The 14139-nt window shown below is 47.2% G+C and carries 14 protein-coding genes; all 14 read left to right on the top strand.

Features of this window, described 5'->3' with window-relative positions; translation table 11 throughout:
• The first annotated feature begins 3 nt into the window (after positions 1-3).
• The 14 genes from ymfI (at position 4) to M3630_RS03575 (ending at position 13973) form a co-directional block, all read left to right on the top strand.
• The gene (ymfI, locus tag M3630_RS03640) at positions 4-741 is read left to right on the top strand and encodes an elongation factor P 5-aminopentanone reductase (protein ID WP_237898579.1); all 738 of its coding nucleotides are present in this window, start codon (positions 4-6) and stop codon (positions 739-741) included.
• Between the two features lie 100 nt (positions 742-841).
• Entirely contained in the window at positions 842-1111 is a 270-nt protein-coding gene (locus M3630_RS03635) for a DUF3243 domain-containing protein (RefSeq protein ID WP_048033399.1), read from the top strand.
• Positions 1112-1219: 108 nt separating this feature from the next.
• Positions 1220-1999: a YmfK family protein gene (locus M3630_RS03630; RefSeq protein WP_173607967.1), complete on the top strand. Its 780-nt coding sequence runs from the start codon at positions 1220-1222 to the stop codon at positions 1997-1999.
• A 12-nt stretch (positions 2000-2011) separates the two neighbouring features.
• Complete coding sequence (locus M3630_RS03625) at positions 2012-2908, top strand: helix-turn-helix domain-containing protein (protein ID WP_251251270.1); 897 nt, start codon at positions 2012-2014, stop codon at positions 2906-2908.
• A 111-nt stretch (positions 2909-3019) separates the two neighbouring features.
• Positions 3020-4366 carry a 30S ribosomal protein S12 methylthiotransferase RimO gene (gene rimO, locus M3630_RS03620; RefSeq protein ID WP_173607965.1) on the top strand — a complete coding sequence of 449 codons (1347 nt, stop codon included), beginning with the start codon at positions 3020-3022 and terminating at the stop codon, positions 4364-4366.
• Complete coding sequence (pgsA, locus tag M3630_RS03615; protein ID WP_173607964.1) at positions 4367-4942, top strand: CDP-diacylglycerol--glycerol-3-phosphate 3-phosphatidyltransferase; 576 nt, start codon at positions 4367-4369, stop codon at positions 4940-4942.
• A gap of 107 nt (positions 4943-5049) precedes the next feature.
• On the top strand, positions 5050-6294 hold the full coding sequence (locus M3630_RS03610) for a competence/damage-inducible protein A (protein ID WP_251251269.1): 1245 nt from the start codon (positions 5050-5052) through the stop codon (positions 6292-6294).
• A gap of 7 nt (positions 6295-6301) precedes the next feature.
• Positions 6302-7891, top strand: a complete 1590-nt coding sequence (locus M3630_RS03605) for a DEAD/DEAH box helicase (RefSeq protein ID WP_251251268.1) — start codon at positions 6302-6304, stop codon at positions 7889-7891.
• A 168-nt stretch (positions 7892-8059) separates the two neighbouring features.
• Entirely contained in the window at positions 8060-9118 is a 1059-nt protein-coding gene (gene recA, locus M3630_RS03600) for a recombinase RecA (RefSeq protein ID WP_048033393.1), read from the top strand.
• Positions 9119-9185: 67 nt separating this feature from the next.
• Positions 9186-9827 carry a RecX family transcriptional regulator gene (locus M3630_RS03595; RefSeq protein ID WP_251251267.1) on the top strand — a complete coding sequence of 214 codons (642 nt, stop codon included), beginning with the start codon at positions 9186-9188 and terminating at the stop codon, positions 9825-9827.
• 273 nt (positions 9828-10100) lie between these two features.
• On the top strand, positions 10101-11642 hold the full coding sequence (gene rny, locus M3630_RS03590; protein ID WP_173607961.1) for a ribonuclease Y: 1542 nt from the start codon (positions 10101-10103) through the stop codon (positions 11640-11642).
• A gap of 109 nt (positions 11643-11751) precedes the next feature.
• The gene (locus M3630_RS03585) at positions 11752-12546 is read left to right on the top strand and encodes a TIGR00282 family metallophosphoesterase (RefSeq protein WP_251251266.1); all 795 of its coding nucleotides are present in this window, start codon (positions 11752-11754) and stop codon (positions 12544-12546) included.
• A 118-nt stretch (positions 12547-12664) separates the two neighbouring features.
• Complete coding sequence (spoVS, locus tag M3630_RS03580) at positions 12665-12925, top strand: stage V sporulation protein SpoVS (RefSeq protein ID WP_003385776.1); 261 nt, start codon at positions 12665-12667, stop codon at positions 12923-12925.
• 109 nt (positions 12926-13034) lie between these two features.
• Entirely contained in the window at positions 13035-13973 is a 939-nt protein-coding gene (locus M3630_RS03575) for a dipeptidase (RefSeq protein WP_251251265.1), read from the top strand.
• Positions 13974-14139: the final 166 nt, after the last annotated feature.

Here is a 14139-nt window from a genome sequence, read left to right as displayed (position 1 = left end):
TTCATGTTCAAGCAAGAGACGCCATGGGCGTTAATTACGGGGGCTTCCGGAGAGATCGGGCAGGCGATTGGTGCCTATCTGATTGATGCGGGGGTTCCCCTTTATCTGCATTACAATCGAAATATGGAAAAATTGGAGCCGTTGGCGCAAAAATGCCAGGAGCGGGGCAATCCGTACGTTATCCTCCAGGCTGATTTACGGGACCCACATCAAATTGCCGCGATGTTTGCCCAGATGCAGGTTGCACCACTGTTGATCGTAAACAACGCTTCAGTGGATGATGTCGGCTTATTTACGGATGTGACTGTCGACAAATTCGATGAACTCATCGCACTCAATGTTCGATCCACTTTTTTGGTCTGCCAAACTGCTGTTCCGGCCATGCTGCGTGCAAGGTATGGGCGTATCGTCAACATTTCTTCCATTTGGGGGCTGACGGGTGGTTCGTGTGAGGTGCTTTACTCCATGACCAAAGGAGCAATCAATACGTTCACCAAAGCCTTGGCAAAGGAAATGGCACCAAACGGAATCACGGTAAATGCAGTCGCTCCAGGAGCGATTGCTGGTGGAATGATGGAGCGCTTTTCTCCTGATGAAATGGAAATGATCGCCGAAGAAATACCAGCCAATCGTCTGGGACAACCATATGAGGTAGCCGCAGTCGTGCGCTTTTTGCTATCGGCGGATTCCAGTTATGTGACGGGGCAAGTGATTAGTCCAAACGGTGGATGGTACACGTAGAAGATAAGTATGCATGAATAAAATTCGAGAAATGATGGAATTCTACCTTTTGTGTGGGCAGCAAATCTGTTCGCAACGTACAAAAGGAGGGAATTTCCCTATGTCGATTCTTGACAATTTTAGCGACTGGAAAGCGTTTCTCGGAGATCGGGTAGAACAAGCGAAACAAGCCGGGATGGAAAGCGATACGCTTCAAAATGTAGCTTATCAAATCGGTAGCTACCTGTCTGAGCAAGTAGACCCGAAAAACGATCAGGAGCGTCTGTTGAAACAGCTGTGGGACGCAGGTGATCAACAGCAGCAACAAGCTTTGGCATCACTCATGGTGAAGCTTGTTCAGAATCGCAATGACGCGAACGCTGGCAGCTAGCCATTCAAATCCCCTCCTTTTGGGGATTTTTCTTTTCGCGATTGTCGAATGATACGAACGTGATATACTACATAAGAAGAGAATTCTGGTTGGCGGAGAGGATTGCATATGGAAGCGAAGAAAGAATGGTACATGGAGTATGAGATTGCCCGTAACCGTCCTGGTCTATTAGGGGACGTATCTTCTATTCTGGGGATGTTGAACATCAACATCGTGACGATCAATGGCGTGGATACCATGCGTCGAGGTATGCTGCTCTTGACCGATGATGATGAAAAAATGGAGGTTTTGCGCAACGTTGTGCAAAAAATGGACAACATAACCATAACGAGGTTACGTCCCCCGACAATGCTGGATCGTTTGGCTGTTCGCCATGGTCGCTATATTGAACGGGATAGCGAGGACAAAAAAACGTTTCGCTTTGTTCGTGAGGAGCTGGGCTTGCTGGTCGATTTCATGGCAGAAATCCTGAAGAAGGAAGGTCATCAGCTCATCGGGATTCGGGGAATGCCTCGCGTAGGAAAGACTGAATCAATGATTGCTGCCAGCGTATCCGCCAATAAACGTTGGACATTTATTTCCTCTACTTTGTTGCGCCAGACGGTGCGCAGCTCCTTAGCCATTGATGAAATGTCTACTGATCATGTATATTTGATAGATGGAATTGTCTCAACGCTGCGATCGACAGAAAAGCACTATACCTTGCTTCGGGAGATTATGAACTTTCCTGCCGCAAAAATCATTGAGCATCCGGATATATTCGTAAGGGAATCAGAGTATCAACTAGATGATTTCCATTACATTATTGAGCTGCGTCATCATCCGGATGAAGAGATTACATATGAGCTTATCAACAATCGCGGCTTTGATAATTTCGAAATGAATTAAGGAGGGGCAGCTGTGTCTGAGCTAGGTCAAGTCCTGCAAAGGGCCCGCGAAGAAAAAGGAATCACGCTCGACGACATCCAACGTATCACCAAGATACAGCGGCGATATTTGGAAGCAATTGAAAGGGGTCATTTTCACGTACTTCCTGGCCACTTTTACGCGCGTGCATTTATAAAGAGTTATGCGGAAGCTGTCGGTCTAGACCCGAACCACATCCTGACTCACTTTCAGTCCGATTTGCCGGCCCAGCCACCTACAGAGCAAGTAGAGCGACTGCGTCGCAGAAGAGTTGCTTCAGCGAACAATCCATTACAAGCGGGGCGATGGGTTACCAAAACCTTGCTCGTATTGTTTATTGCCTTGATTATCGGGGTTATTTATTTCGCTGTCGTCAACAACAACGGTCAGTTGACTCAGCCAATGCCAGGTGGAACAGTTAACCCTGGAGCGGAAATTGTCACGCCTGGAACTGGTGGTGGAGCGGCAACATCCCCGATTGCTCAACAACCGAAGCCTCCTTCTATTACCACACCGAATACTGAAACAGGAACAACCCCACCTGAGACTGTTACGGAAACTCCTCAGGCAACCATCACATTTGAATCGCAGCAAGGATCGATGTATAGCTATTCCTTGCAAGGTGGAGAAAAAATCACGGTTTATCTGAAGATAAAAGATGAAACGAGCTGGTTTGGTATTTCGGAAGGAAAAGGCAAAAAGTATGTTGAGCAGGGCACGCTCAAGAAGGATCAGGAAAAAACGATTGAACTGGGGAAATCCGCTTATATTCGTTTGGGCAAACCGACTGTAGTGGAACTGAAAGTAAACGGAGTCTTGGTAGACACGTCTAAAATGAAGTCAATGCCGTCCAATATTACGATGAAAGTAAAAGAGGCGGTCACCCAGTAGGCAAGCATATGCTTGCCTTTTGTACTTTTCTCTTTTTTGACACTTCCTTTAGGCTTATATTATACTGGATAGGTGTAATATGGGTTGGTGTGACCAATTGGAGGAAAAAAGATGACAGAGAAGGTAGGCACGCGTGAAAAAGTAGCGATTGTTACGCTGGGCTGTGAAAAGAATCTCGTTGATTCGGACATGATGGCCCATCTGATAGATGAAAAAGGTTATGAACTGGTTGATAACCCGGAAGAAGCAACTGTGGTTATCGTCAATACCTGCGGTTTCATCGATGCAGCCAAGGAAGAATCCGTAAATAAGATTCTGGAAATGGGTGAATTGAAGGAAGCCGGCAAACTGAAATCGCTTGTGGTGGCAGGCTGTCTCACACAACGTTACAAAGAGGATATCTTGAATGAGATTCCTGAGGTGGATGGCATTGTCGGAACAGGCGATTTTATGTCGATTACAGGTATTATCGAAGAATCTCTGGAGGGCAAGCGACCGATTTTTGTAGGTAATCCCATTTTTACGTACGAAGATGTCGTGAAGCGAAAAGTAAAACAGGGCACGTACTCCGCATATATTAAAATTGCCGAGGGCTGCGACAACGCCTGTACGTTCTGCTCGATTCCTTTGATGCGTGGAGGATTCCGCAGTCGTACAATCGAGTCCATCGTGGAAGAAGCTCGTCATTTGGCGGCACAAGGGATCGTAGAAGTAAGTCTGATTGCCCAAGACTCTACGAACTACGGAACGGATATTTACGATGGAAAATTGATGCTTCCCGAACTTTTAAACCGTCTGGCAGAAGTCGAGGGCATCGAGTGGATTCGTCTTCACTATGCATACCCTGGATTCTTCACGGATGAATTGATCCACACCTTTGCTACCAATCCAAAAGTGTGCAAATACGTAGATATGCCTTTGCAGCACTCGGAAGACCATATTCTGAAAAGAATGCGTCGCCCAGGAAGACAGACGGACATTCGTGCGCTGGTTGCAAAAATTCGCGCGCAGGTTCCAGACGTTGCTCTGCGTACCTCTTTGATCGTAGGGTTCCCTGGGGAAACAGAGGAAGACTTCGAGCGTCTTAGCGAGTTTGTGAAGGATATCCGTTTTGATCGACTGGGTGTATTTACTTACTCCAACGAGGATGACACGCCAGCTTCCCGATTGCCTGACCATGTAGACGAAGAGGTTAAGGAAAAACGTGCGAACATGCTGATGGAAATTCAGCGTGAAGTAGCTGGAGATCGTAACGGACGCTTTGTTGGTCAAGTCTTGGAAGTTTTGATTGAACGCTACGAAGGACGTAACGATATTTATGTAGGTCGAACACAGTATGACGCTCCGGAAATCGATGGTGAAGTATTCGTCACTGGTTTTAAAGGCGAACTGGGCACCATCGTAAAAGTAAAAATAACTCACTCCTATGAATACGATTTAGCCGGGGAGGTAGTCTAGGTGAATCTCGCCAACCGCATCACCCTCGCCAGGATTTTTCTGGTGCCGGTAGTTATGTTTTTTCTGCTGGTGCGTTACAACATCGGGACATTTTCGATTGGCAGCCTGACGATGACGTATAACGAGCTGATTGCGGCTTTGGTGTTTATCCTAGCAGCCAGTACGGACGGACTCGACGGTTATATTGCACGGAAAAAGAAAATCGTGACGAACTTGGGGAAGTTTCTGGACCCGCTTGCTGATAAGCTGTTGATTTCTGCAGCACTCATTTCACTCGTAGAGATGCAGCGTTTGGAAGCGTGGATTGCGATTGTCATTATCAGCCGGGAGTTTGCGGTAACGGGTCTACGGCTAGTTGCTGCGGCAGAAGGACAGGTAATTGCTGCGAGTGCATTGGGTAAACTGAAAACATGGGTGCAGATCGTAGCGATTACGGCTGTCATGATTCGCAACTTCCCATTTGGGTTCTTCGGTATTCCGTTCGACGAAGTAGCTACTTGGGCGATGGTGATCATCACGATTTACTCCGGGTACGACTACTTTGCGAAAAATCGTAACGTGATCCAATACTCGTAATGCGGGTATTGGTCTCTTTTTTCACAAGACTCTTCTCTTGAGCGTTTGCAAGTGATAAACTGTTAGTTTAGAGGCTTTTCTACTCTCAAAGAGAATGGATGAGGAAGATGAGAGCGGAGATTATCGCGGTAGGTACCGAGCTTTTGTTAGGCCAAATCGCTAACACCAACGCACAGTTTCTTTCTCAGAAGCTGGCGGAAATTGGCGTGGGAGTATACTTTCATACGGTTGTGGGAGACAACACGGAGCGATTGCTACAAGTGATTCGATTGGCATCAGGACGATCTGATCTCGTCATTTTCACGGGTGGGCTAGGGCCGACTCAAGATGATTTGACAAAAGAGACCTTGGCGGGGCATGTAGGCATTGGATTGGAAACGAATTCAGAGGCCATGGAGAGAATTGAAAAATTCTTTTCGCAACGTGGGATTGTCATGACGGAGAACAATCGTAAGCAGGCGCTGGTGCTTTCTGGCAGCCATGTATTCTCCAACGATTTCGGGATGGCGCCGGGGATGGCGATCCGTCATGACAGTAGTACGTTCGTGCTGTTGCCGGGACCACCAAGTGAGATGTATCCAATGGTGGAGAATTACGTGATGCCTTACTTGACTGATTTGCTCCCCGAAAAACAAGTGTTTCACTCTCATGTACTCCGCTTCTACGGGATAGGCGAATCCGCTTTGGAGGAAAAACTGCTCGATTTGATCGAAAAGCAAGACAATCCAACGATCGCGCCTTACGCCAAAGAATTCGAAGTAACGCTGCGGATTACGGCAAGAGCTACTACAGTCGAAGAAGGGGAAGCCCTGATTTTGCCTGTAGAAAAAGAAATTCTCAGCCGTGTTGGCCAGTATATGTACGGGATGGGCGAGAACTCGTCGCTGCATGATATGCTGGTTGCTGAGCTGAAAAAAAGAAATGAGACGATTGCTTGTGCAGAAAGCTGCACAGGAGGAGCAATTGCCTCGTTGATTACCTCTGTACCGGGAAGCTCGCATGTGTTTCGTGGCGGGGTTGTCTGCTACACCAATGAAGTGAAAAATCAGCTACTCGAAGTACCTGATTCCATTTTGCAAACAGATGGGGCAGTCAGTGAGAAAACAGCTCAATTGCTGGCTGAGCATGTACGAGAAAAGCTGGGAGCTACTTACGGGATTTCTGTCACGGGAGTAGCTGGCCCCGATCCATCCGAGGGCAAGCCTGTTGGTCTTGTTTACGTAGGGATCGCGGCAGAAGGAATACCCACAGTTGTAAAAGAGCTGCGCCTTGCCGGAAGAAGGCATGCAATTGTTGGGCGTGCCGCTAAATACGCGTTGTTTTATGCGCTGCAAATGCAAAAAGAAAGGTGATTTTTTCATGACGATTTTTTCTGATTTTCCTTTACATAAATCTATTCTGCAAGCGATTCACGATATGGGCTTCGAAGAGCCATCACCGATTCAGGCAGCTTGCATTCCAAAAGTTCTGGATGGCGGAGACCTGATTGGTCAAGCACAGACAGGTACTGGTAAAACTGCTGCATTCGGGATTCCACTTGTAGAAAAGATTACGCCTGCCAATCGTGTTCAAGCGATCGTGCTGACACCCACTCGTGAGCTGGCTATCCAGGTTGCGGGAGAGCTCCTGCGCATCTCCAAATACAACAAAGTTCGTACGCTGCCAATCTATGGCGGACAATCGATCGGACATCAAATTCGTGCACTCCGTCAAGGTGTACAAATCGTTGTAGGTACTCCTGGCCGTGTCATGGATCACTTGCGCCGCAAAACATTGAAGCTGGATCACGTACATACACTCGTTTTGGATGAAGCGGATGAAATGCTGGACATGGGCTTCATCGAAGATATCGAAACGATCATCACACATATGCCGGAAGAGCGTCAAACCTTGCTGTTCTCTGCGACGATGCCGCCAGAAATCAAGCGTTTGGCTACCCGTTACATGAAACAGCCGCAAACGATTGCGGTGAGCCGTGAAGAAGTAACGGCGCCATTGATCGAACAGGTATACTACAAAGTGTTTGACCGTAACAAAGTAGAGAGCCTCTGCCGCATTCTGGACAGCGAGGATGTAGAGTTGGGAATCATTTTCTGCCGTACCAAGCGCGGTGTAGATGAGTTGTCCGAAGTGCTGCAATCCCGCGGATACCTTGCAGACGGTTTGCATGGCGACTTGTCACAGGCACAGCGTGACAAGGTCATGAATGCGTTCCGCGAAGGCTCGATTGAATTCCTGATTGCAACAGACGTAGCAGCACGTGGTATCGACGTAGGAAACGTTTCTCACGTAATCAACTACGATATTCCACAAGACTCTGAGAGCTACGTACACCGTATTGGCCGTACAGGTCGCGCTGGTCGCAAAGGAATTGCGATGACGCTGGTTACGCCTCGTGAAGTAAGACAAATGATGTTTATCCAAAAGCAGACAAAAGCACAAGTGCTCTCTCGCAATGTTCCTTCCCTGGAGGAAGTGGCTGAGCGCAAACAAGAGCAATTGCGCGAACAGTTGACTAGCCTTTTGGAAAGCGATGCAATCGCGGATATGTATCAAAAAGTAGCGGATGCTCTCGTAGGTCAATACCCGGCTGAAAAAGTAGCTGCTGCTGCATTGCACCTCGCATTCCATACCGAAACAGGACAAGGGCAGGAAGTAGAAGCGTACAACTTTGGTGAGACGGGTGCAGCAAAAGGCATGGTTCGTTTCTTCCTGAACGTAGGTCGCAATGCGAACATGAAGCCACAGGATCTGGTAAGAGAAATCTCTGAATCTGTTGGTATCCCGGGAAAATCAGTGGGTCGCATCGACATTTTCGAGAACTTCACATTTGTTGAGGTTCCAGAAGAGGTAGCGGCATTCGTATATGAGTCACTGCGTCAAACACGCATCAACGGAAAACGAATCAATCTGGAGCCTGCAAAACCTCGCGGAGCGAAGCGTTCCTAATTAGGGTGCATGACACAAAGCAGCCATTTCACTGGGAATAACCAGGAAATGGCTGCTTTTTTATGATGCGAATATTTGTTCGCAAAAAATACTTGGCAAACACTTCTGTCTCGAGGTATGATGAAGACAAGCAAAACAGAAGCGAAAAATTGAAAGGGTGTGTACCATTTGTCAGATCGTCGCGCAGCTTTGGAGAGTGCATTGCGTCAGATAGAAAAGCAATTCGGAAAAGGTTCCATTATGAAGTTGGGGGAAGTATCCAACGTTCAGATTTCTACTGTATCGAGCGGAGCGCTTGCTCTTGATATCGCACTTGGTGTGGGCGGATTCCCACGTGGACGGATTATTGAGATTTACGGACCAGAGTCTTCTGGTAAAACAACAGTAGCACTTCATGCAATCGCAGAAGTGCAAAGACAAGGCGGACAGGCTGCGTTTATCGATGCTGAGCATGCCTTGGATCCGGTTTACGCTGCAAAGCTGGGTGTGAACATCGACGAATTGCTGTTGTCCCAACCAGACACGGGTGAGCAAGCATTGGAGATCGCGGAAGCATTGGTGCGTTCGGGTGCAGTAGACATTATCGTAGTCGACTCCGTTGCGGCACTCGTTCCAAAAGCAGAGATCGAGGGCGAGATGGGAGATTCCCACGTAGGTTTGCAAGCACGCTTGATGTCCCAAGCACTCCGCAAGCTGTCCGGTGCCATCAACAAGTCCAAAACGATTGCGATCTTCATCAACCAGCTTCGTGAAAAAGTGGGTGTTATGTTCGGTAACCCGGAAACAACTCCAGGTGGACGCGCTTTGAAGTTCTACGCGAGTGTTCGTTTGGATGTTCGTAAAGCGGAATCTATCAAAGTCGGCAACGACATTTTGGGTAGCAAGACAAAGATCAAAGTTGTCAAAAATAAAGTGGCTCCACCATTTAAGGTTGCAGAAGTGGACATCATGTACGGTGAAGGTATTTCCAGAGAAGGTAGCATTCTCGACATCGGTTCTGAGATTGATGTCGTGCAAAAGAGTGGTGCTTGGTATTCCTTCAACGAAGAGCGTCTCGGCCAAGGTAGAGAAAATTCGAAAGTCTTCCTGAAGGAAAATCCGCACATTGCATCACAGATTGAAACGAAAGTGCGCGAATACTTCAGCCTGAACCCTGGTTCTGTTCCAGAAGTAGAGGCAGAGCATGACCCAGAGCAAGATGAAGAGCCTACATTTGATCTGGAGTAAGAAAGTAAAACAGCAGCCTGTCGATGAGACAGGCTGTTATTTTAGCTTTGCGAAGGAGTGAATCATCATGAAGAGCGGCCTGATCACTGCCGTTCATCGAGATATCAAACAAAAGCAACGCTACCATATCGATGTAGAAGGCGAGTATGCCATTACCGTACATGAAGACATACTGGTAAAGTACAACCTATTTAAGGGAACAGAATTAGATGAAGCTTTTTGCCGAGAAGTCCTAATAGCAGAAGAAAAGCATAAAGCGTATTTAGGAGCTTTGCGATACCTCGGTATACGCCCACGGACAAGCAGTCAGCTGCATTCTTATTTGGTAGAGAAGGGATTTTCTTCGCAAATTGCCGAAGAGATATGTCAACGCTGCAAGGATCACGGCTATATCGATGATGAAGCATTTGCGAAGCAATGGGTAGACGAGCGGTTGCGTTTGAAGCCGAGGAGCTCGTATATGCTGCGTATGGAGCTTACGCAGCGAGGAGTGGACAGAGCGATTGTAGAGGACGCAGTAAGTGGCGTGTCTAGGCAGGCTGAACTAAATGCTGCCCGCGCATTGATAGAAAAGAAGGCGCGACGCATAGAGGGTGCCCCGAACCCCGAGGAAGAACGCAAGCTGCTGTCCATGCTGATGCGCAAGGGATTCTCTCATGCGATCATTCAACAAATGCGTGAAGAATTGCGTCATAGAAGCGATAGTTAGGGCCAACTCTATTTGCATGATCTTGACAATTCTTGTTCACAAATAATAAAATAGGTTTGTATTTACTTGGTGTATCATAACTTTTTGTGATTTGCTCACTCGATGCCTATGAAACAACTGAAAAACCGTGCGAAAGCAGTACGGATTCAGCGGACCGAGTAAAATCGGTCTTGTTTTTTAGCCGAATGTTCAAATGTGAGAGCACTCCATGAAAAACAAATGCTTGGAAAGCGGGGAGATGTCTTACAATAAGGAGGTGAAACGAAAAAGCCTATGGATCCTATAATTACTGTTGTCATTGTGCTCGTTGCCCTGCTGATCGGCTTGGGTGCTGGCTACTTCACTCGTAAATCGATTGCCGAAGCGAAGATCTCCAGTGCAGAAGAAGCTGCACGACAGATCGTGGAGGAAGCCAAACGGGACGCCGAAGCCGTTAAGAAGGAGAAGGTGCTGGAGGCAAAGGATGAAGTGTTCAAGCTTCGATCCGAAGCGGAAACCGAATTGCGTGAGAGACGCAATGAGATCCAGCGTCAGGAACGACGAATTCTACAAAAAGAAGAATCGTTGGACCGCAAGATGGAACAGTTGGAGCGCAAAGAAGAAGAATTGTCTGAGCGTGACCGTGCCATCGCAGAACTGCAAAGCAAGGTAGAGCACTTATATAAAGAACAAGTATCAGAGCTAGAACGAATCTCCGGCTTGACGCAGGATGAGGCGAAGACGATCATTCTCACAGATGTGGAGAATACCGTCCGTCACGAAATGGCTGTGATGATCAAGGAGATTGAGACTCAGGCCAAGGAAGAAGCGGACAAACGTGCTCGTGAGATCATTACGACCTCCATTCAACGTTGTGCAGCAGACCACGTAGCAGAAACAACCGTTTCTGTGGTTACGCTGCCAAATGATGAGATGAAGGGACGTATTATCGGACGGGAAGGACGTAACATTCGTGCCCTGGAGACGTTGACTGGTATCGATCTGATTATTGACGATACTCCAGAAGCAGTCATCCTGTCTGGCTTCGACCCGATTCGTCGGGAAATCGCCAAGACAGCGTTGGATAAACTGGTCGCAGACGGTCGCATTCACCCAGCTCGCATCGAGGAAATGGTGGAAAAAGCGCGTCGCGAAGTAGACGAGCGAATCCGTGAATACGGTGAGCAAGCAACGTTCGAAACAGGCGTTCACGGCTTGCATCCAGATCTGATCAAGATTCTCGGACGCTTGCGTTACCGTACGAGCTACGGTCAAAACGTACTGAAGCACTCTATGGAAGTGGCACATCTCGCCGGTTTAATGGCGGCAGAACTGAAAGAAGATGTGAAGCTGGCCAAACGTGCAGGTTTGCTGCATGATATCGGAAAAGCGATTGACCATGAAGTAGAAGGTTCACACGTGGAAATCGGTGTAGAACTGGCTAAGAAGTACAATGAGCATCACGTTGTAGTGAACAGTATTGCGTCTCATCACGGTGATACCGAACCAACTTCCGTCATTGCTATGCTCGTGGGAGCTGCCGACGCTCTGTCTGCCGCACGCCCAGGTGCACGCCGTGAGACATTGGAAACATATATCAGACGTTTGGAGAAACTGGAAGAAATCTCTGAGTCGTTCGATGGCGTAGAAAAGTCTTATGCGATTCAAGCAGGACGCGAAATTCGCGTGATGGTTCAACCTGATAAGATTGACGATGCGGAAGCTACCCGTCTGGCACGGGAGATCACGAAACGAATTGAAAATGAACTTGACTACCCAGGTCATATTAAAGTAACGGTTATCCGTGAAACAAGGGCAGTTGAGTATGCAAAGTAAAGTGGCTGCGTGCCACTTTACTTTTTTTGTAGCACACCAGATGCTTGACGAAGTCAAGTTTTCTAATGAGCAGAGGAATTGTGTATACTAGCAATGAGGTGATTTGGTAATGAAGTTGTTATTCATTGGAGATATTATGGGCTCGCCTGGCAGAGAGATCGTGAAAACATATCTGCCGTTACTGAAACGAAAATATAACCCAACCTTTATCGTAGCGAATGGAGAGAACGCTGCGCATGGTCGCGGGATCACAGAGAAAATTACCAAGGAGCTTTTCGAGTGGGGTGTTCACGCGATTACGCTCGGGAATCATACGTGGGACCAAAGAGAAATTTTCGATTTTATCGATAATGAGCCGCGGATGATTAGACCGGCGAACTTTCCGGAAGGGGCTCCTGGAAAAGGGATTACATATATCAAACAACCTGAAGGGGAACTAGCCGTCATTAATTTGATGGGGCGTACGTTCTTGCCACCTCTCGACTGTCCGTTCCAAATGGCTGACAAGCTCGTAGAACAAGCACGAAAACGCACGAAGCTGATTTTTGTAGATTTTCATGCCGAAGCCACATCCGAGAAGCAAGCAATGTCATGGTACCTCGATGGAAAGGTAACAGCGGTCGTGGGGACACATACCCATGTGCAAACCGCTGATGAACGTATTTTGCCTCAAGGAACCGGATTTTTGTGTGATGTAGGAATGTGCGGCCCAAGTAACGGCATTTTGGGAATGGAACGCGAAGCTGTTATTAAGAAATTTTTGACGCAGCTCCCTGTTCGATTTGAGGTAGCGCCAGATCCAGCGCAGTTGAATGCGGTGCTGATTACCCTGGATAAAGCGACAGGCCATGCGAAAAAACTAGAACGAATCAGAATTGACTCTGACCATCCGTTTATGGAATAATGGGAATAAGATTAGAATTTTTTGAATCTTTCAAGCAAGTTAGCAGGAATTTTTAGGGGTTATGCGAATATCATACTAATGATGACAGGATTCCTATCAGACGGGAGGTTCAAAAAGGATGGAAGTATTAAAAGTTTCAGCAAAGTCTAACCCCAATTCCGTTGCTGGTGCCCTTGCCGGAGTTCTTCGTGAACGAGGAGCGGCTGAGATCCAAGCCATTGGTGCTGGGGCGCTTAATCAAGCTGTGAAGGCAGTAGCAATCGCACGAGGGTTCGTAGCGCCGAGTGGAGTTGACCTCATTTGTATTCCAGCCTTTACCGACATCGTGATTGATGGAGAAGAGCGAACTGCAATCAAACTAATCGTAGAACCCAGATGATACAACTGCAAATGCATCACCTGCCTGTTTGTTCGAAGAATGAACAGGTTTTTTCGTTTGTCCAGAAGTATGACCCTCCGAAGTTATCGAAGAGAAGGAGCATTTCCATATGAAAATCTTTGATGCGCATTGCGATGTATTATGCAAGCTATGGCAGAATCCCGAGCTGGACTTTTATAAAGAAGACAAGCTCTTGCAATCTGGTTTTACCGCTCTTGAAAAAGGGAATGTAGACATACAAGTGCTTGCCTGTTTCGTCCCATCTCAGGTGCCGTTTGGACGACGTTTTCATACTGTGCTAGAAATGATCGATATTTTTTATCAAAAGGTGGCAGGTGATCAATTCCGTCCCATTTTTACAAAGGCAGATTTGGCTGAATGCGTATTAAAGGGACAGAAAGGGGCTATTCTGTTTGTAGAAGGTGCGCATGCATTAGAAGAGAGCCTCGTTCAGCTACGTACGTGGTATCGGCTTGGTGTACGAGGAATGACACTGACCTGGAATCATGGCAATGCTCTAGCGAGTGGAAATGGAGAGCCGAATCCAGGTGGACTTACTTCATTTGGACGAGAAGTCATTGATGAAATGAATCGGCTAGGGATGATTATTGATGTTTCGCATTTAGCCGATCCAGGATTCTGGGATGTACTAGAATGCTCGAAAGCACCCGTGATCGCTTCGCATTCAAACGTGAGAAGCCTATGTCATCACTCTCGCAATTTGACGGACGAGCAAATTCGAGCGTTAATCGCCAAAGATGGCGCGATTGGCTTGACGTTTTTAGACTTCTTTACCGTATCGGAGAAGCGCACGGTCTGGATCGACGACTTGTTGCGCCACTTGGATCACATCTGCGCATTGGGTGGCGTAGACCACGTAGGTTTTGGCTCCGATTTCGATGGGATTACCGAGACGTTTGGAGATATGGTATCCGCAGCAGATTACTCCCAGTTACTAGAAGCTTTGTTAAAACGTTATAAAGAGGCGGAAGTATTGAAATTTGTGCAAGGAAATTGGTTGCGTGTTTTCGGAAACGTGCTACAATAAAGCATGAGGATATTAATGTACCAAGTTCAACATTAAAATTCAGGTCAAAAGTAAGTTGAGTAAAAGCACTTGCAATTTGACATGGACAGGACTACAATTGTTACTGTCTATGCACAGAAATGTCACATCTTATCAGTCTTTTCAAGGTGTGATAGGCAGCTTTTCT

The sequence above is a fragment of the Brevibacillus sp. MER 51 genome, assembly GCF_023714195.1.
In the GTDB taxonomy this organism is placed as follows: domain Bacteria; phylum Bacillota; class Bacilli; order Brevibacillales; family Brevibacillaceae; genus Brevibacillus.
The sequence above is the reverse complement of the archived record's forward strand: the minus strand, read 5'-3'. Positions and strand labels throughout refer to the sequence as shown.